The following is a 19,413-nucleotide window of genomic DNA, read 5'->3' as shown; positions in this document are numbered from 1 at the left end:
CCGTCAGCCGCCGAGCGAGCCGAGGTCCGTCGTTCCGACGTCGGTGCGGTGGAAGTTCTGGAACGAGCGGGATGCCGTCGGTCCGCGCTGCCCCTGGTAGCGGTTGCCGTAGGGTCCGGAGCCGTACGGGTTCTCGGCCGGGGAGGTCAGGCGGAAGAAGCAGAGCTGCCCGATCTTCATACCCGGCCACAGCTTGATCGGCAGCGTCGCCACGTTGGCGAGCTCGAGCGTCACGTGCCCCGTGAAGCCGGGGTCGATGAAGCCCGCGGTCGAGTGCGTGATGAGTCCCAGGCGGCCGAGGGACGACTTGCCCTCCAGTCGCGCGGCGACGTCGTCCGGCAGCGAGACCTGCTCGAAGGTGGCACCGAGCGCGAACTCGCCCGGGTGCAGGATGAAGGGCTCGTCCGGCGCGACCTCGATCAGACGGGTGAGCTCGGGCTGATCCTCTGAGGGATCGATGAACGGGTACTTGTGATTGTCGAACAGCCGGAAGTATCGATCCAGTCGCACGTCGACGCTCGACGGCTGCACCATCGCCGGGTCGTGCGGCTCGAGTCCGATCCGGCCGGAGGCGAGTTCTGCGGTGATGTCGCGATCGCTGAGAAGCACGGGTTCAGCCTAGTAGGCGCTGGATCCGCAGGAATGCTCGCGCTCCGGCGGCGACCACCGGCGGCCCTTGCCTCGTGGTGGCTGCTGATGGTCGGTGCACTGGTGGTCGGCATCGGAGCAGCCGTCCGCATCCGCAGTCAAGGCGCGCGGATGGACCACTGACGCTTCGGGTGCTTTGGCCATCCGGCGGCGGGCAGGTAGGCTTTCCGTTACCTGCCTCTTCGGATGCCGGTACGGGGCTGTAGTTCAATGGCAGAACTTCTGCTTCCCAAGCAGATAGCGCGGGTTCGATTCCCGTCAGTCCCTCCACAGGTTTATCCCCAGGTCAAACCGTTTTTCTGTCGACCGTCGGCAGTGCCCGTAGGATGCACTCCAGGCCCTGCCGTGCCAGAGACGTGCCAGTAGCGGGCGCCGTCAGTGCGGAACCGGCTCGATCCACGAGCCCCACCATCACCGCTAAGGTGCCATCATGCGCGCCATTTACCTTGACGAGTCCGGCAACGACGACTACTACTACTTCGGCGCGCTGATCGTTGAGAATCAGGCGATTCAAGCAATCGAGCATGGGCTTAATGGCATCGGCGCCCTAATCTCGCAGAATGTGCCAGGCTTCGATCCGCGGGCGGAGTTTCATGGGACAGACGTCTTTCACGGCCAACACGCATGGAAGTGCGTGCCCGTCGGGTGGCGGGTCAAAGCGTCGCATTTGGTAAGTAAGGTTCTGCTACGTTCCGGAGCAGAGTTCATATGGCGGGGACTGGACTTGAGCGCGCATCGTGCACGGTATGTCGATCCTTACCCGCCACATCTGCTCACACTCGCCCAGACTCTTGACCAAGTCGACAAGCGACTCGCGCGCGTCCATCGGGACATCGGTGTCGTGCTTGCGGACGATCACCACTCCGCCGTCACGAGCCGCCGCAACCTGCTCGACTTCAAGATCGCGCGCGTGCCTGGCTACACCGACCGCGTTTTTACGAACCTTGCGGACACCATTTACTTCGGCCCTTCTTACGCGAGCAGGCTGATCCAGGCCGCGGACATGGCGATGTACTTCACCAACCGCTTCCTCACGGTGCGGACAGGTGATGCTCGCGCACTGGCCGCCGTGGCGGCTTGCGCTGAGCGCTACTCGCAGATGACCGTGCACCACTACGTGTGGTCGCCGCGCAATAACTGGAGATAGCCGCAAAAACACAACGCCCCGACGAAGCGGGGCGTTGGCTAGGTGCGGGAGACCTCTCGGTGTCCTGCGATTCCAGTGTACATGCATCTGCCCCCGCGTCATCAGCCGACGCGGAACCGGAACCTGCGCGTCAAACTAGACACCAATCAGATGCCGGGTACCTCCAGCCGCAGAACGGCTTCTAGCCGGGACGACCGCGTGCCGATGGCCCCTCCGGTCAGCGCATCCATCGCGCCCGCGAGGACCGCGTTCCGCTCCTCCGCCGCGTGCTGGTAGATGAGCGCCGCGCGTGCAGTACGGTGACCGGCACGCGCCATGAGTTCCCGCGTGGTGCCCCCGGCCTGGGCGGCTAGGGTGAGCCCGGCGTGCCGGAGGTCATGCACGTGGAACTGTCCGAGCCCGATGCCGCGTGCGGCTTTCCGCCAGGCGTGGCTGAGGGCGTTGCCGGTGATGGCCTGGCCGTCGCGGCGAGGGAACATGGGGGACTTCGGGAATCCCGTGGTGCTGGCCAGGTGCGCCTCAACCTCCGCGGCGATGCTGGGCGGGAGCACAACGGTGCGGGCCTCCCCCGTCTTCGTGGGGGTGATGGCGCCCTGCCCGCGGACGTAGATGCGCTGGCGCTCCACCCGTAGCGCGCCGTTCGCGTAGTCCCCCCGCTGGAGCGCTTCCAACTCCCCGATGCGCAGGTGTGCGCCGAACGCCACCCGGATGGGCAGGTGCCACTTCTCCGGCATGGCGGTGACGATGGTGGCCAGGTTCTCCGGGGAGAGGTACGGGCGCTCCGGGTCGTTGACCTGCCCGGCTCCCTCGATCTGGCAGGGGTTCTCGCTGATGAGCCGGTCCTTCACCGCGGCGTTGAGGATGGTGCGGAGAAGGCTGTATGCCTGGCGGAGGCGAGCCTCTCCGGTGGCACCCGGGCGGTTCTTGACGGCTTTGGCCAGTGCTTTGCGGGTGCGGGCGTACCAAGTGCGCACGTCCGCGGGAGTGATGGCGGACAGAGCGCGGTCATGGAATCCGGCGAGGGGCCCGATGAGCAGGTCCTCGTACAGTGCCTGGGTCTTGGCGGCGAGGCGTCCGCGGGTGCCGCCGTTGGCCACCCACTCCGCGGCGTAGGGGCCGAAGGGCTGGAGCCCGGCGCGGTGGTCCCGGTAGGTGCCGCGCATGCGGTCTGCGCGGACCCCGGCGATGTGGTCCAGCGCCTCCCGCTTCGTGGAAAACGTGGTAGGCGCGGTCATGGGCCGTCCGGCGGGGTCAGGGTAGCGGGCTTGCCACCTGCCGGAGGGCAGTTGCCGGGTGCTCCCGAACGCCTGTCGATTCGCCTTCTGCCGCCGCTCTACCATGGCTTTCTCCCGTCCGGTCCAGGTGGTTATACATTGTAACTAAACCCCTGTTCAGAGGGTCAATCCGTGTTGCTATCCACTCTACAGCCTGGTACCGTCTTGCACAGCGACGGGTGGAGCCCGCGCGGCGCATCCAGCGCCCCACAGGGTGGAGCCCGGTGGAACGACATGACAGAAATCTCGTTCCCCGGAGGCACCCATGCCCACCAGCACCGCACCCACGACCACGCCCAGCGCCGCCCTGGCCGCCGTCCGCGAGAACCCTCCCGCGTTCCTCAGCGTTCCCGAGGCCGCCGTCATCTTGGACCGCGCGCCAAGCCGGGTGTACCAGTTGATCGCCGCTGGCACTTGCCCCGTCCAGCGGTTCGGCCGCGCCGTCCGCATCCCGACCGCCGCGTTCCTGGCCTTCATCGACGGCGAGGGCTGAGATGCCGCTCCACAGGGACGAGCAGACAATACGAGCACGGACGTATGACGGGGTGCACAAGGCCCTGAAACGCGTCCGTGGCCGTGCCGCGGGTCGGCCATGCGCACACCCGATGTGCGACCGTCCCGCCACCGGTTGGGGCCTGTACGGGCCTCCCACCCACATCGGCCGCGACTCCCACGACAAGCGGGTGCGCTGGAGCATCCGTCTCGACGCGTACCGCCCCATGTGCTCTACGCACAATGCCCAGCGGGATCACGGCGGCAACTGGAGCACATGCAATCGGGGGCATGCCCGCGCCGCGTGGGGGGTGGACTCGCGCGGGACCTGCAAGGGGTGCCAGCGCGACCGGGCACGAAGCCGAAGGTCCTGATGGGATTCATAACCTTGGATCGCATGAAGGACGCGCTCCTCTCCGTGCCCGTGTCCCCGCTGGAGCGGATCGTGCTTCTCGACATGGCCGTGGCCGTGCTGGATGACGCCCCGGTTTACACGTGGGGGCAGGAACGGCTGGCGCGCGCGATTGGCAAGGTGCCCGGAACGAAGGCCGCGCGCAGCGCCACTGACCGAGTGCTGTCCGGGCTCACCCGCCGCGGGCTCATCCACCTGGTGGCGAAGCCCCACCGTGGCCGGAGCGCGGAGTACGCGCTGGCCGTGCTCGACGGGAATGCGCCCCGGTCTGACCGAGGTCCTTTCTCGGCCCAGCCTGTGGATAACTCCGAGGTGGCCGCTGATAATGCGCCCCGGTCTAGAGCGGAATGCGCCCCGGTTTCGGATGTAATGCGCCCCGGTCTGACCGGGGCACCACTGACAACCACTACCAATTCACTGACATGTAACAGCACGCTGGCGCGCGCCGCCGCCCCAATGACGGGTGCACAGCGGAGAAACGTCACGGAGGCCGTGGAGGCCGCTGATGACCGGTGTGACTCCATCGACGTGCTGGCATTCCTGCCTGGAGAACTCGCCCTCCTGGACACCCTTCCCGCTGACACCCGCCGCAAGCGCATCGCCGCATGGACGGGGCTCCGATCCCGTGCTGAACAGCCGGGCAACGGCCTGGAGGACGACGAACGACTGCACGACCTTCTCGCCGCTCACGGCCACGTGTGCGACGACTGCACCGGCCCATGGGCCACCTACCGAGAGGAGACGGCATGAGCGCCGCCTACAGCACCATCCCGCACCCGGGGGTCGCGGCCCTGCCCGCGATCCAGGTGCCAGCCCTGCCGCCTGACGTGAGCCCAGAGGAGTACGCCCTCGGGGACGCCCCACGGCCACGCCGCCGCGCCAAGCGCCTGGACCGGCTCACCCGCCGCGCCGAGGCCTTCATGCTCCACCGCGCGGGCGTGGATATGCCCACCATCGCCCAGCGAATGGACGTGCACCCGAAGACGGTCCAACGGTGGATTCGTGAGGAGGTTCAGCGCATCCCCGAGGAGGCGGCCGAAGCCATCCGCGCCATCGAACTGGCACGCCTGGACGCCATCCTCGTGCCGCAGATGCGCCTGGCCCTCGCCGGGGACGGCTACGCGGTGGACAGGGTGCTGAAGATCATGGAGCGCCGGGCCCGCTACCTGGGCCTGGACGACGCCAAGCCCGGCGGCTTCGAGCAGGTCGGGAGCCTCCTCGACCGCCTGGTGTTCGGACTGGATGGCCAACCGTGACCGCCGGGGAGAGCACACGTGCCGGTCAGCGGCCGTCACCGGCCGGTCAGCGCCTCAGTACACTATCCGGCCACACCGGGCACCCCCGGCCCCTGAGGAGCGCTGAGCCGTGGTCTACGCCGCACCCCGCCACACGCCCCTGAGCACGGGCCCGGGACCGTCAGCGCGACGGCATGCCCGCCTACCAGGCCGCGCTTGACACCATGCCGCCACGGCACGCCGCCGCGGTGCGCGAGTACGTCGCCGCGGTGCACGCGGAGGCCGCCGCCCGCCGCATCGAAACCAACCGCCTCCAGGCGGCTAACAACCCCCGCAATAGCGGGAACCACCACAAGAACGGAGCATGACCATGACCGCCACCGAACGCATCACCGTGTACGTCCAGGCCCGCCGTGCACTCGGGACCACCGCCACCCTCCAGGACCCGCACCTGACACCCGAAGGCCTCCGTGCCCGCCAGCGTGCCGACGTGGAGAGCATCCGTGCCACCGTCCGCGCCGCCATGCCCGCCGAGACCACCGCGCCGAACCGCGCGCCCATGCTGGACACCCTCCGCCCGCAGACAGCGGACGACCACGCCACCCTGACCCGGGAGCGGGAGAAGGTCCGCGCCCTCGTCTACGCCGGACAGGACCCCTCGCAGGGATTCGAGCGTGAGCCGGGCATGCGCCTCCAGGACGTGATCGCGAACGCGGATCGCACCCGCCTGGCCGCCATCCTCGACGACCTGGAGGTCATGCCGCACCTGCTGGTGCACGATGACCGGGACCGGCTCCTCGCCGCCTATGAGGGCCTGATCTGGGACCGCCTCACCCAGGTGGACCCGGCGGCCCTCACGGTCGCTGAGGAGGAGCGTGCGGCCGCGGAGCCCGCGGCATGGCGTGCCGTCCTCTCGGACCTCGCGGACCACGGGGAGGCCACCCAGGAATCGCTGTCACTCCTGCACCGCGCGGACCCGGACGCCTACCGGCTCCTCATGGACGGGGACCGGGTGCACATCGACGTGCCCGGCTCCCAGGGCGGCATCCCGCTCCTACTGGAGGACCTGACGCCTTCCGATGCGTAGTCCATCCCACAGACTGGGGCGGTCCGGGTGGTGGAACCGGACCGCCCCTTCTTCGTGCCCTCCAGGAACGAAACGCAACCCCATGTCGGAGTGCTCTTCGAGCCCCGACGCAATCCGGCCTAGGCTCAGGCGTCTAAACGCTCGGACGCCTGAGCGACGCAGGTGCGTAGGTGTAGGCGAGGGGTTGCAAAGCATCATCCTCGATCTGCCAAGGGCTCACGACCGCCAACCTACCGCCCGAAGCGACCGGAGAATCAGCAGATCGGTCCAACTCGATCTCTGAGACAACGACAAGCGCGTTGGCCGGGTATTTCTCGCGATGTAGTGCGACTTCGTTCTTCGTGAGGATCACGGCTTCGCCGAGCGAGGTCGTGCCTTTGACCTCCACCCAAAGCCGTTCATCACCCCTCCTGCAATCCAGGTCGTATGACTCGGTAGCGCCCACGTCCTTCACCGTCCAACCGGACGCGATCAGCATGGCGCTTGCAACGGCGACCGCCCGCAGTTCCACCGCGCGCTGCTCAACCTTCGTTATCCGAAAGCCCTGCCCGGACCGTGCGCGTGGAACGTCGGATGAGTTTGTCACCGCCGCTATCTGTTCCTGTGCCAGTGAGACCTCGGCCGGCTCCCGGCCAGGCACCGTTGGGTCGGACGCATCGGCGCGGTAGACCTGGGCTAGAACATCAAGCATGTCCCCTAGGTCCGACAGCAAGATCTCGTTCGCAGGAACCGCCCTCCGTTCGTACTCAATCGCGACGGCTACCGTCCCCGCATAGGACGCACCGGCGGTGCCGGGTTGCGCCGCCAGGTCTACATCGAACGTGAAGTTCCGTCCCGACGGCAGAGATATGGACGCGCGCGCCCACTCCCGGAGGAGCCGCATCTCCTCTGACCCCCGCGGTCTGAACGCACTCCCGTCCCACGTAAACGAACCGTGCGACAACGACAGATAACAACGGTCGCCGTCCCCCGAGAACAGATAGACGACGTACCATCCCTCAGTTGGCCGGGAACTCAGTTCTGGGTCGTAGATGCGGACCCACGGTACTTGGGACTTTCGGCCCACGGCATCCTGACCACGCACCGCGTAAGCGGAACCCACTCCAAACGCGGCGGCATTCTCGTTCAACCAATCGGGTATTTCGCGGCGGATGAGGACGCCTCGCACCTGCATCTCCTCGGTGTTCTCGACAGACCAGTCGAGTTGCAGATCCATCACGTCGGAGAGCAGTTGGCGCACCTGCCCATCATGGCCGACAATCGTGCCAGATTCGTGCCATTAGGGGGCTACTCGTGCCAGTAGATGGCTATACGTCGCTAGACGAGTGAGCCGCAGTGACCTACCATTTCGCGGGTGGCGGAGAGCGTGCAACCTGCTTCCCAAGCAGATAGCGCGGGTTCGATTCCCGTCAGCCCCTCCACATGTGGCAACGCAGAGACTGAGTCGATCGAGGCACTGGAGCTGCAGAAGCTCGAGGCAGTCCGCCTCGAACCGACTGTTGCGTCCCGACCTATCGTTGGTATCGGCATCGCCGTGCTCTCGGCCAGAAGATCGCGCGCACGACACCGAACGGGGTCGTTCCTGCGGTCGGCTCGATCGAGGGCGCCGTCCCTCCGCCAACGCGGATGCCACCCGGTGCCGCTACGCGCGCCGGGCGGCCTCGTCATCCACTCTCACGGCGTCCGCCAGTCATGTCGTGTGATCGCGGCACCGGCCTGCGGGCCCATCTGCAGCATCCCGCCGTCGATCGCGATCGAGGTGCCGCTGATGTACGCCCCGCCGGGGGACGCCAGAAAGGCGATCAGCGCCGCCACCTCGCGCGCGTCTCCCGGCCGTCCGAGCGGGATGCCGGGGCGATCCACCTCGCGTGGGTCTGTGTCCTCGTTCCCGGTCATGCCGGTGGCGATCTCGCCCGGCGCGACGCTCACCGCCGTGATCCCGTGCCCGCCGAGCTCGAGGGCGATGTTCTTGATCAGACCCTCGAGCCCGTGCTTGGCCGCGTCATAGGCGCTGGATCCGACCATCGGCTGATGCCCGTGCACGCTGGTCACGGCGATCAGCCGCCCGCCGTTCCCGGCAGCCACCAGGTGCCGCGCCGCGCGCTGCAGGCAGATGAAGGCTCCGGTCAGGTCCACGTCCACGACGCGCCGCCACTCGTCGATCTCGACCTCGAGGAACGGCGTCGACAGCCCCATGCCCGCGTTGTTCACGAACACGTCCAAGCCGCCGAGCTCGGCGACGAGGTCGTCGACGACGTCGCCGCAGGCCGGGATCTCGGACGTGTCCAGCCGCGCGACGATCGCTCTCGCGCCGTGCGAGCGGACCTCTTCGGCTGTCTCCGCTGCGCCGGCGGCATCCGAATGCCAGGTGATCGCCACGTCGACGCCTTCGGCGGCGAGCGCGACCGCTGTGGCTCGGCCGATTCCCGAGTCGGCACCGGTCACGATCGCGCGGCGGGGCTCAGCATCCATGATCAGCGCGCTGCCGGGGTGCGGTTCTCCGCGCTCACCATCCAGGCGAACTGCTCCAGCTTCTCGATGACCGCGTGCAGGATGTCTGCACTGGTGGGGTCTTCCTCGTCCACGTCGTCGTGCACCTCGCGAATAGTTCCCACGACCGCTTCGAGTCGCACCGTGATGAGGTCGACCGTCTCGCTCGTGTCGACCTCGCCCTGCGGGTACTCCGGCAGGGTGGTGCTCGACGCGACGGTGTCGCTGCGCCCGTCGGGCACAGCGTGCAGGGCGCGCATGCGCTCGGCGACGGTGTCACTGAACTCCCGAGCCGCCTCGATGATGTCATCGAGCTGTCGATGCGTGTCGCGGAAGTTCTTGCCCACGACGTTCCAGTGCGCCTGCTTTCCCTGCATCGCCAGTTCGAGCAGGTCGACGAGCACCGCCTGCAGGTGCGCGCTCAGCTCGGGCGACGCCACGAAGCCCTTCTCGGCGTTCTGCCGACGGGTGCGCTTCTCGCCGCTTCCGCCGCGTGCGTTGCGCGAGTTCGAAGCGGATGCCTTGGTGGAGGATGTCTTCGTCGTTGCCATCATGCGGCGACCGTAACCCCGAGCGGGCAGCCGGTCGGAGGGGGTTGACAGGCTCGGCGCCTCTGGGCCAGAAGGGATCAGCGCAGACGCTCGGCGACGGTGCGCGCGGTCGCCGCCGGGTCCATACGATGCGCGACCGACTCGGGCACCTCGACGGACTCGGCCTGCGGCATCGCATCGGACAGGCGGGATGCCGCCGCCACGAGGATCGGCATCGTGTCGGACCCGCGCAGGATCGTGACCGGCATCGCCACTCCGAGCATGGCTGCCGTCGGCGTCGATGTGCGCTGCGTCACCAGGGTGTCGTACACCGCGGAGCGTCCCAGCCGTGCGACCTGACCGAACGCCGGCGATGCACGGAACTGCTCGATGAACGCGTCGGGGAGCCCGACGGCCTCCCTCTGGAACAGGACGACCGCGTCACCGGGGCGGCCGTCGTCCACGAGCGCTTGAATCCGGTCTGCGAGATCGGAAGCCGGGTCGTCTTCGCCGAATCGGAACGGCGGCTCGGAGAGGAAGAGGTGCGCGGTCGACACTCCCTCGCCTGCCGCATAGAGGGCGAGCACCGCGCCCGAGGAATGCCCGATGACGGCTGCATCGGATCCGGATGCTGCGATCACCGCCGCCAGATCGTCCACCTCCCGCAGTGGTTCGGCCGGCGAGGCGTCGCCGCTTTGACCGCGCGCCCGCCGGTCATAGGTGACGGCGCGCATCCCGGCATCCGCGAAGGCCCGCGCGACCTCGCCGGCGTCACGCGCCGTCGAGAGTGCGCCGTTGACGATCACCACCGTCGGGCCGTCTCCGGTCGTGTACGTGGCGATGGGTGTGCCGTCCGCAGACGTGACGATCTCCATCCCCTCAGGCAACACCCGCCGTCGCGGGCCCGTCAAGAGACGCTGGCTCGTCCTCGCACATTCGAATATTTCTTTCGAACCTTTCTTCCCTTTTCGTGGTTGGGTCGGTATTCTGGAGGCATGTCGACGACGCATCTGGATGCTCTGCACGAGGCGGTTTCCCGCCTGGATGCAGTGTGGGCGGATGCCGGGCATGCGAGTGATCTCGACCGGGCGGGTCTGGTCGCGGCGAACGCGGCGTTGGGGACTCTGCACCGGCTCGTCGATGCCCTCGAGTCCGAGGTCGCGGCGGGGATCGCCCGGGAATCGCGGGTCGAACTCGGGTCGGGGTCGTTGGCGAAGGAGCAGGGGTTCCGCAACGCCACCCAATTCGTGGCGACGGTGACCGGACGTTCGGCGGGGGAAGCGTCCCGGCTGGTGAAGGTCGGTGAAGCGACCGCGCCGCGCAGCGATCTGCTCGGGGCGGCGTTGCCGGCGAAGTACCCCGCCGTGCAGGCGGCATTGGGCGCGGGCGCGATCGGGGCGCCGGCGGCCGGACTGATCATCGACCTGTTGGACCGGGTGCGGGTAAAGATCGACGCCGACCGGCTGGGTCAAGCCGAAGCGCTGCTGGCCCGCAAGGCGGCGGAGTTGTCGCTCAACGAAGTTCGCACCCTCGTCACCCGCGCCGAAGCGTTCCTCGACCCGGACGGTGTCGCCCCGCGGGAAGAAGCGATCAGGGCGCAGAACTCCCTGGTCATGTACGAGCGCGACGGACGGTTGCACCTGGACGGAGACTTCGACGTGGCCACCGGAGCACCCATCAAGGCCGCCCTGGAGGGGTACGTCACCGCGGTGTTCGCCGCTCGCGCCCACGCGCTCGACCCGGATGCCCCGGACGCCGACCGCCGCACCGTCGCGCAGATCCAGGCCGACGGGCTCGCCGAACTGTGCGCGCACGGCCTCGGCTGCGACACCAACGCCCCTGTGATGGCGGGAGCGACGGTGGTCGTCCGGGTAGGGCTCGAGGACCTCACCACCGGGACCGGATACGGCACGATCGACGGCATGGATCAGCCGGTCAGCATCGGCACCGTAAGGCGGATGGCCGCGAACGGTGGCGTCATCCCCGCCGTCCTCGGCACCGACAGCGAACCCCTCGACTGGGGACGCGAGAAACGCCTCTTCACCCGCACCCAACGCCTCGCCCTCGTCGAACGAGACGGAGGCTGCGCCATGTGCACCCTCCCCCCATCCATGACCCGCGCCCACCACATCAACTGGTGGCACCGCGACAACGGCACCACCGACCTCAACAACGGTGTACTCCTCTGCGAAAACTGCCACCACCGCATCCACGACAACGCATGGGACATCCACACCACCGGCACCGGCGCGGCCGCGCGCGTCTGGTTCATCCCACCCCCACACGTCGACCCCACCCGTACCCCACGCCTCGGCGGCACCGCCCGCTACACCCTCGCCGCCTGACCACACGCACGCGAGCGCGCCGAGCGAATCCGCGCGGTGAGGTGACGTGCTCATCGCCCGCCGTGAGAATCTCGCGGCGGCGAGGAGGGTCCGGCGAGACATGGATGTGAACCGATCGATGTGGCACCTGGGCACCACGCGTTCTCGACGATGGATCGGGATTTCATAGCGCCGGCCGTCCACGCCGGCGAATCAGGCGCAGCGCTCTGGCCCATGAAGAACATCGGCGCGTTGCGCCTGCGCCAGGTCGAGCAGGTCGCTGGCTCAGGCGATGAGCGCCTCCGCCAGCGCCCGCTTGATCCGCTCGACGGCGTCGACCATGACCGGTCGCGGTGTGGCGAACACGAAGCGCGTGTATCCGATCCCCGCCTCGCCGCACGCCGACCCGTCTGTCATGGCGACCCCGGCGTGCTCACGGAACCAGGCGCCGAGATCGCCGGACAGTCCGGTCTCCCGGAAGTCGAGCAGCGCGATGTACGTCCCTTCCGGCACCACGACGCTGACACCCGGGATCTCATCGATCAGTTCCGCAAGCAGCCGCCGGTTGCCGTCGAGGTATTCGACGACGTCGTCGAGCCACGGCTCCCCACCCGTGTACGCCGCGATGTTGGCGATGACGCCGACCGTCGCCGTGCCGTGCCCGGCCCAGCCGCCGTCGTCCTCCCACTGCTGCACGGACTCCTCGTTCGAGAAGATCAGCTGGGCGCACTTGAATCCGGCGAGGTTGAATGCCTTCGACGCGGATGCCGCGGTCAGCGTGTGCGCAGCGGCGACGTCCGACACCGACGCGTAAGGGATGTGAGTGCCTGGTGCGAACACGAGCGGAGCGTGGATCTCGTCGCTGAAGACGCGCCCTCCCGCGGCATCCACCGTCGCAGCGATCTCGAGCAGTTCGTCCCTGGTGGCGACCGTACCGAGCGGGTTGTGCGGGTTGCAGAGCACGAGCAGCTCCCCACCTTCCGCGAACGCAGCGGTCACCCCGGCGTGGTCCATGACCCAGCGCCCGTCGACGAGGATGCTCGGCACCTCGATCACCCGACGACCAAGACGGCCGGGCACCGTGAGGAACGGCATGTATGCCGGGGTCGGCACGATCACGGCGGCACCGGGAGACGTGTTCGACGTGATCGCGAACTCGAAGGCCGCGATCACATCCGGCACGGCGTGCACCCGCTCGGCCGGCACGTCCCACCCGTACTTCTCGGCGTACCAGGATGCCGTCGCCTCGGCGAGCTGCGTCGTCAGTCGTGTCGGCAGGTACCCGGTGAGCCCGGTATCCAACGATGCGGCGACCGCATCGGCGATGGCCGGGGCGACCCCGAAGTCCATCTCGGCGACGAACGCGCCGATCGTGTCGGGGAACGCCGTCCACTTCACGCTGCCGGCCTGGCGAAGATCGTCCGCGGTGATCGCGTCGAAGGGGTGCGCTGCCATGTCTCTCCTCAGAACTCGTCCTTCCATTCTCCCTGCACCGGAGCGCGTGCGGGCGCGGCTAGCACTGCACAAGAGCGCGCGTCAACCCTCCAGGCCGATCTGCGATGACGCGCAATGATGGATACACAACCCGACCGAAGGAGTCGTCCATGAATATCGCACTCGTGCTGATCATCGTGATCGCCGTCATTCTCGCGATCGTCGGCGGACTGAACACAGCACTGAACTGGCTGCTGTGGGTAGCGCTGATCGTCGGCGTCATCGCACTGATCGCGTTCCTGTTCCGTGTGATCGGTGGACGCAACAAAGTCTGATCGCGACAGCGCACTCGCTGCGCATCGCCGAAAGGGCCGCGACGGGGAACCGTCGCGGCCCTTTTCGTGCGCCACGCCATCGCCCTGAGCAGAGCTGCGTAGCGCACGTACACGGAATGGTCCCGCAGTGCCGACGGTTCGACCACGGACGGTACCGCAGGAGGACGCGCCGAGGCCCCCGTCCTCCGTAGCGTCGAAGCCATGATCACTGCAGAAGGCCTCACGAAGAGATTCGGCGACAAGACGGCTGTCCAGGACGTGTCGTTCACGATCCGCCCCGGGAGCGTCACCGGCTTCCTCGGCCCCAACGGCGCCGGCAAGTCCACCACGATGCGCATGATCGTCGGGCTGGACCGCCCGACGGCTGGGCGCACCACGATCGACGGCGTCGAGTACCGTCGGCTGCCCGCACCGCTGACCCATGTCGGGGTGCTCCTCGACGCGAAGGCCGTGCACACCGGTCGAACCGCGCGGAACCACCTGCGCGCCATGGCCGCCACTCACGGCATCGGGTCCGCCCGCGTCGACGAGGTCATCGACCTCGCCGGGCTCACTCCCGTCGCCCGCAAGCGCGCCGGGAAGTTCTCCCTCGGGATGGGCCAGCGCCTCGGCATCGCCTCCGCGCTGCTGGGCGATCCCCACACGCTCATCCTCGACGAGCCGGTAAACGGTCTCGACCCCGAGGGAGTGCGCTGGGTGCGCCAGTTCGTGCGGCACGCGGCATCCGAGGGGCGAACCGTGCTTCTCTCGAGCCACCTCATGAGCGAGATGGCGCAGACCGCCGACCACGTCATCGTGATGGGCCGCGGCCGGGTGCTCGCCGACGCGTCGCTGGACGACCTCGTGCGGGCATGGACGGCCAACACGGTCCGCGTGCGCACACCGCAGGCAGCGGCCCTGGCCGAAGCCGTCTCGCACGCCGACGTCGAGATCGTCAGCACCGAGCCCGACCTCCTGGAGATCGTCGGTCTTCCGGCATCCCGCATCGGAGACATCGCCGCAGACCGCGGCATTCCCCTGCATGAGCTCACCCCCACCACCGGATCGCTCGAAGACGCCTATCTGGCGCTCACCGGCGACTCGGTCGAGTACCGGACCAAGGAGATCGCATGAGCACCCTGACCGCCCCGACGCCGAGCCGTGCCACGCACGTCACGTCGCCGCACCGACTGAACTTCCTGCGGATCCTGCGCAGCGAATGGATCAAGGTCGCCACGCTCCGATCGACCTGGTGGTCGATCGGGATCACAGCTCTGCTGACCGTCGGGATCGCCACGTTGATCGCTTCGACGGTCAGCGCCGCAGACCAGTTCCCCATGATCCAGGCCGTCGTCTCGCCGATCCAGTTCACCATGCTGCTCGCCGGCATCCTCGGCACGATCTCGGTGACCGGCGAGTACTCCACGGGAATGATCCGCTCCACTCTCACAGCCGTGCCCGTGCGCGGCATGGTGCTGGCGGCGAAGGCCGTCGTGCTCGCCGCGCTGCTGTTCGTCGCGTCGCTGGTGATCTTCTTCGGCGCGGCTCTCGTCATCAGCCCGATTGCGGAGTCCAAGGGTCTGGGTCTCGATTGGGCCGACTTCGATGTCACCATCCGACCGATCCTGCTCGCCTCCGCAGCGATGGCGGTCTTCGCTCTGATCGGCGTCGCGTTCGGGTTCATCCTGCGCTCGGGCGCCGGGGCGATCGCGGCGACCGTCGCATTGCTGTTCGTGCTGCCGATCGTATCGATGACGTTCAACATGGCAGGGGAGGCCTGGCAGTGGATCGCGGAGGCCTCGCGCTACCTGCCGATGTCCGCGGCACAGTACGCCATCAACCCCGTGCCGGAAGGCGCCGACGGCCTGTCGCCGGAGGTCGCGTATCTCACGCTGGCCGGATGGGTCGTCGCCGGGATGCTGGGAGCCTGGGCCGTACTGCGCACCCGCGACGCGTGAGAGCACGCCACCGCAGACCGGTGACGCGTAGAGTCGAGCCCGTGTCGAGCACGCGTGGTCGGAGCTCCTCCGCCGGCCGGATCCCCGCACAGGATCCGGCCGCGGAGGAGCTTCGTTTGCCGCGACCGCCGGGCATCATCCGGCGGTTCTGGGCGCGGCATCCGCTCTTCGCCGACATCCTGATCGCGCTCGTCTGCCTGGTGATGTCGATCACCCCCGCGGTGATGTACACGACCGACCGCGTCGGGTCGGACGGCGAGATGATCGCCTCCAGCCCGCCACCGCTGTGGGCGAGCATCACGATCTCGGTTCTCGTGTTCGCAGCGTGCGCGCTCCTGCTGCGCCGCCGACGCTGGCCGACGACCGTGCTGATCGCGTCTTACGTCGTCGCCGTCGTGTACCTGCTGGTGCTGGACCCCGCCGGGGGGCCGCTGCTGCTCGTCGCGAGCTACGGCATCGCCGTCTACCGCTCATCACGGGCCGCCTGGACGGCGTTCGGGATCGGGATCGGCGGGCTCACACTCCTGGCCGCCGCCCTGCAGCTCGCGGGCGCGATCACGCTACAGGCGGCGGCGAACGCCGTGCTCGGTCAACTGACGCTCGCCCTCATCGGCACCCTCATCGGCACCAACGTCGGCGGACGCAAGCGCTACGTCGAGGCGATCATCGATCGCTCGCGTCAGCTGCTGAACGAGCGCGACCAGCAGGCGCAGATCGCCGCAGCCGCCGAACGTGCGCGCATCGCCCGCGAGATGCACGACGTGGTCTCGCACTCGCTGACCGTCATCGTCGCGCTGTCCGAGGGCGCTGCGGCGACAACGGATCGCGATCGCGCCAGGGACGCCGCCACGGCCGCAGCCGCGACCGCACGCGGAGCGCTGACCGAGATGCGCTCCATGCTCGGCGTGCTGCGTGACGGAGAGTCCGATGCACCTCTGGCTCCCACCGCTCCCGTCGATCCTCGGACCACGGTCACGGCAGCGCAGCGCGCCGGATTTCCGGTGACGCTCTCGGTCTCCGGCGACGCCCGCGTCGCCGAGCCGGTCGAATTCGCCATCGGCCGGATCGTCCAGGAGGGCATCACGAATGCCATGCGCCATGCTCCGCAGGCGACGGCCGTGTCGGTGCGCATCGATCGCGCGAACGATCCGACCGTGGTCGAGATCGTGAACGACGGCGCCTCGGCGGACGCCACCGCCGACTCCGGCGGTTTCGGCATCCGCGGGCTGGCCGAGCGGACGGCGCACCTCGGCGGCGCACTCGACGCGGGGGCCGCACGCGGCGGACGATGGGTGCTGCGCGCGACGTTTCCCGCGGCCGATCCGATCGAGAAAGGAGACGCATGAGCGAGCAGATCCGCCTCCTCCTCGTCGACGACCAGGAACTCATCCGGGTCGGCTTCCGGCTCGTGCTGGAGGCCGAGGAGGACCTCGTCGTCGTCGGAGAGGCCGGTGACGGCGCCGCTGCCATCGCGCGCGCCGCGGCGCTCGCTCCGGACGTCGTCCTCATGGACGTGCGGATGCCGGGTACGGACGGCATCGCCGCCACTGACGCCATCGTGCGCGCCCATCCGCAGACCCGCGTGCTCGTTCTCACCACCTTCGACCTGGACGAGTACGCGTTCGGTGCGATCAGAGCCGGTGCGAGCGGATTTCTCCTCAAGGATGCGCAGCGTCAGGAGCTGATCGCCGCGGTCCGCGCCGTCCACCGCGGGGATGCCGTGCTCGCGCCGCGGGTGACCCGCCGTCTTCTGGAGCACGTGGGGCCACGGCTGACGGGCACGCAGCCGGAGGACGACCCGACGGTGACCCTCACCGAGCGCGAGCGCGACGTGTTCGTCCAGATCGCTCTCGGATCGTCCAACGCCGAGATCGCGCAGGCGCTGTTCCTCAGCGAATCCACGGTGAAGACCCATGTCGGCCGGGTGCTCGCGAAGGTCGGCGCCCGCGACCGCGTGCACGCCGTGATCCTCGCCCACCGACTGGGTCTCGTCGACTGACGGTGCGGCTCACCCCACGACGACGAGATCGTGATCCAGGTGGGCGGCCATCGCGACGGCGGCGGCGACGGCATCCTGTTCCTCGATCGCGCCGAGGATGGCCGCGTGGTCGGCGTCGAAGACGCCGAGATCTGCACCGTGCCGCAGCCGACCGGCACGCACCGCTCCCCGGATCACGGGCATGACGGCGACGTAGAGGCCCGCCAGCAGACGGTTGCCGGACGCTTCGAAGACGAGATGGTGGAAGCTCCCCGGCGTCTCGCCGAGCTCCTTCGCGAACGGCGTACCCGCGGTGATCCGGAGGTCGCGCTCGCAGACGGCCCGCAGCAGATCCAGGTGCTCATCGGTGCGGCGGACCGCCGCCTGTCGGACGGCCTCCATCTCAAGGGCCCGACGGTAGACGAGGACCTCTTCGAGCGAGTACTCGGCGAGATGGTCCGTCACGACGGACGCCACCGGTGTGCGCGAACGCACGAAGGTCCCGACCCCTTTGATCGGCTCCAGCATCCCTTGACTGGCCAGCGCGCGAACCGCTTCGCGCACCGTCGACTTGCCGACCCCGATCAACGCCATGAGCTCGGGTTCGCGCGGGATGCGGCTGTTGATCGGCCAGTCGCCGCGCGCGATGCGCGCCTTGAGGAAATTCAGGGTGTCGACGGCCTTGTGCGAGCCCGTCGGACGATCCGGCATGTCGTCAGCCGGCCGGGGGTGCCGCGCACGTGACGATGCCGGCGATGGTCGCGTGGTACTGGTCCGCGGTGAACGGCAGCCCGAACTCAGGAGCGGTCTGCCCCTCGGCTGCGGGGACCTTGGACGCGATGGCGGCCAGCTCCCACGCGAGATACGCCGCGATGCTGCTGCCGGATGCGGAGTTGTTCAGCGTGACAGCGACCGTGAAACCCGTCGCCGGGTCCGAGTACGCCGATGTGGCATATCCCGCCGTCCACCCCTGCTGACCGATCATCGATCCGACGAGGAACGCGCCACCGGTCGCCTGGTACCAGGACGGCGCGCCGGCCGCCGCCGGAAGCGGTGCGCCGAAGCGAGCGGGCTCGGCCCCTTCGGCGCGCAGCGCCTGCGCGGCCGTGGCCTGGATGTACGTGCCGAGCTCCTCGATGGTGGATACCGCGCCCGAGTCGGTGAAGCCCATGCTCGCCGAGGCGACGCTGACATCGATCGGTGCGGTGCAGTCGTACCCGCCCTCGACGGCGGGGAGGTGGTTGCCGCGCATGACCGGTCCATCCGACGCCGCAGCCGCGGTGGCACCGGGCAGACGCGTCCGCTCGAGCTCGAGCGGATCGGTGACGTACTTGTCGATGAGCGCCGACGCGCTCATCCCGGATGCGCGCTCGAGCGCGAGACCGAGCAGAAGATAGCCGGAGTCCGAGTCCTGGTACGCGGTGCGCGGCGCCGACGCCTGCTGACCGATGCCGAAGGCGGCGAGCTCCAACGGGCTCCACACGCGCTCGGGCGTCGTGAGCCAGGCGTTCTTCAGCTTGGCCTCGGAGGAGCCGATGCCACCGGCGCCGTTGCAGAGGTCGACCAGCGTGATGTCCTTCAGATCCGCCACGCCGGAGACGTAGTCGGGCACGGACGCGTCGAGTTCGATGAGGCCGTCGTCGGCCATGCCGTACAGCACGTCGCAGGTCATCAGACGGGTGACGTCCGCGACGCGGAACGACATGTCGGTGCTGACAGGGGTGTCGTCGCCCTGCGCCTGCGTCCCCGTCGCGGCCACCCACTCGCCGCGCCACGGCACCCACACGCCGACGATCGCGCCGGAGGAACCCGACGCAGCGATGGCGTTGTCGACGGCGGCCTGCATCTGCGCCACAGTGTCTTCGGGGAGGGCGCCATCGACCTGCGGCGGCGGCGTGTACGTCACATCCGCTTCACCGGAACAGCCGACCAGGACAAGCGCGAGCGCCGTCGCTGAGGCGGCTGCTGCGCCCCAACGGCGCGACGACAGAAGGTGCATGGATCCACTCCCGGGGTATCTTCAGAGAGTCTAGAGGCCGCATCCTGAAAGTCACCCCGGATGCCGCCGCTCGCCGCTCCGGCACCCATCG

The 19,413-nt window shown here is 68.6% G+C and carries 21 protein-coding genes and 1 tRNA gene; 13 read left to right on the top strand and 9 right to left on the bottom strand.

The window, feature by feature from the left end:
- Positions 1 to 3 precede the first annotated feature (3 nt).
- Positions 4 to 609: a dCTP deaminase gene (gene dcd / locus ACFCYE_RS02915; protein WP_376176086.1), complete on the bottom strand. Its 606-nt coding sequence runs from the start codon at positions 607 to 609 to the stop codon at positions 4 to 6.
- 235 nt (positions 610 to 844) lie between these two features.
- On the opposite strand from dcd, the gene ACFCYE_RS02910 reads away from it, so the two are divergent.
- A tRNA-Gly gene (locus ACFCYE_RS02910) sits at positions 845 to 918 on the top strand.
- 160 nt (positions 919 to 1,078) lie between these two features.
- The gene (locus tag ACFCYE_RS02905; protein ID WP_376176085.1) at positions 1,079 to 1,795 is read left to right on the top strand and encodes a DUF3800 domain-containing protein; all 717 of its coding nucleotides are present in this window, start codon (positions 1,079 to 1,081) and stop codon (positions 1,793 to 1,795) included.
- A 146-nt stretch (positions 1,796 to 1,941) separates the two neighbouring features.
- On the opposite strand, the gene xerC is transcribed toward ACFCYE_RS02905, so the two are convergent.
- Positions 1,942 to 3,030: a tyrosine recombinase XerC gene (gene xerC / locus ACFCYE_RS02900; protein ID WP_376176083.1), complete on the bottom strand. Its 1,089-nt coding sequence runs from the start codon at positions 3,028 to 3,030 to the stop codon at positions 1,942 to 1,944.
- 304 nt (positions 3,031 to 3,334) lie between these two features.
- On the opposite strand from xerC, the gene ACFCYE_RS02895 reads away from it, so the two are divergent.
- The 5 genes from ACFCYE_RS02895 to ACFCYE_RS02875 all read left to right on the top strand — a co-directional run bounded on the left by ACFCYE_RS02895 (position 3,335) and on the right by ACFCYE_RS02875 (position 6,295).
- Positions 3,335 to 3,562: a helix-turn-helix domain-containing protein gene (locus ACFCYE_RS02895; protein ID WP_376176081.1), complete on the top strand. Its 228-nt coding sequence runs from the start codon at positions 3,335 to 3,337 to the stop codon at positions 3,560 to 3,562.
- A 396-nt stretch (positions 3,563 to 3,958) separates the two neighbouring features.
- Entirely contained in the window at positions 3,959 to 4,723 is a 765-nt protein-coding gene (locus tag ACFCYE_RS02890; protein WP_376176080.1) for a hypothetical protein, read from the top strand.
- Positions 4,720 to 5,229 (top strand): helix-turn-helix domain-containing protein, encoded by a 510-nt coding sequence (locus tag ACFCYE_RS02885; protein WP_376176078.1) that lies wholly within the window; start codon positions 4,720 to 4,722, stop codon positions 5,227 to 5,229. The genes ACFCYE_RS02890 and ACFCYE_RS02885 overlap by 4 nt, the downstream gene beginning before the upstream one ends.
- Before the next feature lie 173 nt (positions 5,230 to 5,402).
- Positions 5,403 to 5,576 (top strand): hypothetical protein, encoded by a 174-nt coding sequence (locus ACFCYE_RS02880; protein ID WP_376176076.1) that lies wholly within the window; start codon positions 5,403 to 5,405, stop codon positions 5,574 to 5,576.
- Positions 5,573 to 6,295 (top strand): hypothetical protein, encoded by a 723-nt coding sequence (locus ACFCYE_RS02875; protein WP_376176074.1) that lies wholly within the window; start codon positions 5,573 to 5,575, stop codon positions 6,293 to 6,295. Before ACFCYE_RS02880 ends, ACFCYE_RS02875 begins: the two co-directional genes overlap by 4 nt.
- A gap of 133 nt (positions 6,296 to 6,428) precedes the next feature.
- On the opposite strand, the gene ACFCYE_RS02870 is transcribed toward ACFCYE_RS02875, so the two are convergent.
- The 4 genes from ACFCYE_RS02870 to ACFCYE_RS02855 all read right to left on the bottom strand — a co-directional run bounded on the left by ACFCYE_RS02870 (position 6,429) and on the right by ACFCYE_RS02855 (position 10,190).
- The gene (locus ACFCYE_RS02870) at positions 6,429 to 7,535 is read right to left on the bottom strand and encodes an MrcB family domain-containing protein (protein WP_376176072.1); all 1,107 of its coding nucleotides are present in this window, start codon (positions 7,533 to 7,535) and stop codon (positions 6,429 to 6,431) included.
- 434 nt (positions 7,536 to 7,969) lie between these two features.
- Complete coding sequence (locus ACFCYE_RS02865; protein WP_376176071.1) at positions 7,970 to 8,767, bottom strand: SDR family oxidoreductase; 798 nt, start codon at positions 8,765 to 8,767, stop codon at positions 7,970 to 7,972.
- A gap of 2 nt (positions 8,768 to 8,769) precedes the next feature.
- On the bottom strand, positions 8,770 to 9,336 hold the full coding sequence (locus ACFCYE_RS02860; protein ID WP_376177121.1) for a Dps family protein: 567 nt from the start codon (positions 9,334 to 9,336) through the stop codon (positions 8,770 to 8,772).
- A 77-nt stretch (positions 9,337 to 9,413) separates the two neighbouring features.
- On the bottom strand, positions 9,414 to 10,190 hold the full coding sequence (locus ACFCYE_RS02855) for an alpha/beta fold hydrolase (protein ID WP_376176070.1): 777 nt from the start codon (positions 10,188 to 10,190) through the stop codon (positions 9,414 to 9,416).
- A 120-nt stretch (positions 10,191 to 10,310) separates the two neighbouring features.
- Here ACFCYE_RS02855 and ACFCYE_RS02850 point away from each other — a divergent pair, with 120 nt between their 5' ends.
- A complete protein-coding gene (locus ACFCYE_RS02850) occupies positions 10,311 to 11,660 on the top strand; it encodes a DUF222 domain-containing protein (RefSeq protein ID WP_376176069.1) in 1,350 nt (449 codons plus the stop codon).
- A gap of 264 nt (positions 11,661 to 11,924) precedes the next feature.
- Here the strand turns inward: ACFCYE_RS02850 and ACFCYE_RS02845 are convergent, their stop codons facing one another.
- Positions 11,925 to 13,094: a MalY/PatB family protein gene (locus ACFCYE_RS02845; RefSeq protein WP_376176068.1), complete on the bottom strand. Its 1,170-nt coding sequence runs from the start codon at positions 13,092 to 13,094 to the stop codon at positions 11,925 to 11,927.
- Between the two features lie 149 nt (positions 13,095 to 13,243).
- Here ACFCYE_RS02845 and ACFCYE_RS02840 point away from each other — a divergent pair, with 149 nt between their 5' ends.
- From ACFCYE_RS02840 to ACFCYE_RS02820, 5 genes are all read left to right on the top strand, one after another.
- Complete coding sequence (locus tag ACFCYE_RS02840; protein WP_376176066.1) at positions 13,244 to 13,408, top strand: hypothetical protein; 165 nt, start codon at positions 13,244 to 13,246, stop codon at positions 13,406 to 13,408.
- Positions 13,409 to 13,609: 201 nt separating this feature from the next.
- On the top strand, positions 13,610 to 14,521 hold the full coding sequence (locus ACFCYE_RS02835; RefSeq protein WP_376176065.1) for an ABC transporter ATP-binding protein: 912 nt from the start codon (positions 13,610 to 13,612) through the stop codon (positions 14,519 to 14,521).
- Entirely contained in the window at positions 14,518 to 15,345 is an 828-nt protein-coding gene (locus tag ACFCYE_RS02830) for an ABC transporter permease subunit (protein WP_376176064.1), read from the top strand. The genes ACFCYE_RS02835 and ACFCYE_RS02830 overlap by 4 nt, the downstream gene beginning before the upstream one ends.
- Before the next feature lie 41 nt (positions 15,346 to 15,386).
- Positions 15,387 to 16,691, top strand: coding sequence for a sensor histidine kinase (locus ACFCYE_RS02825; protein ID WP_376176062.1), 1,305 nt, complete (start codon positions 15,387 to 15,389; stop codon positions 16,689 to 16,691).
- Positions 16,688 to 17,344, top strand: coding sequence for a response regulator (locus tag ACFCYE_RS02820; RefSeq protein WP_376176061.1), 657 nt, complete (start codon positions 16,688 to 16,690; stop codon positions 17,342 to 17,344). The genes ACFCYE_RS02825 and ACFCYE_RS02820 overlap by 4 nt, the downstream gene beginning before the upstream one ends.
- Positions 17,345 to 17,353: 9 nt before the next feature.
- Here ACFCYE_RS02820 and ACFCYE_RS02815 read toward each other — a convergent pair whose 3' ends face one another.
- The gene (locus ACFCYE_RS02815; protein WP_376176060.1) at positions 17,354 to 18,034 is read right to left on the bottom strand and encodes a FadR/GntR family transcriptional regulator; all 681 of its coding nucleotides are present in this window, start codon (positions 18,032 to 18,034) and stop codon (positions 17,354 to 17,356) included.
- 4 nt (positions 18,035 to 18,038) lie between these two features.
- A complete protein-coding gene (locus ACFCYE_RS02810) occupies positions 18,039 to 19,322 on the bottom strand; it encodes a serine hydrolase domain-containing protein (protein WP_376176059.1) in 1,284 nt (427 codons plus the stop codon).
- Positions 19,323 to 19,413 lie beyond the last annotated feature (91 nt).

Origin of the sequence: Microbacterium sp. NPDC056234 (assembly GCF_042267585.1) — a bacterium.
In the GTDB taxonomy this organism is placed as follows: Bacteria; Actinomycetota; Actinomycetes; order Actinomycetales; family Microbacteriaceae; genus Microbacterium.
Note: the sequence above shows the minus strand (reverse complement) of the source record. Positions and strands in the feature narration are given on the sequence as shown.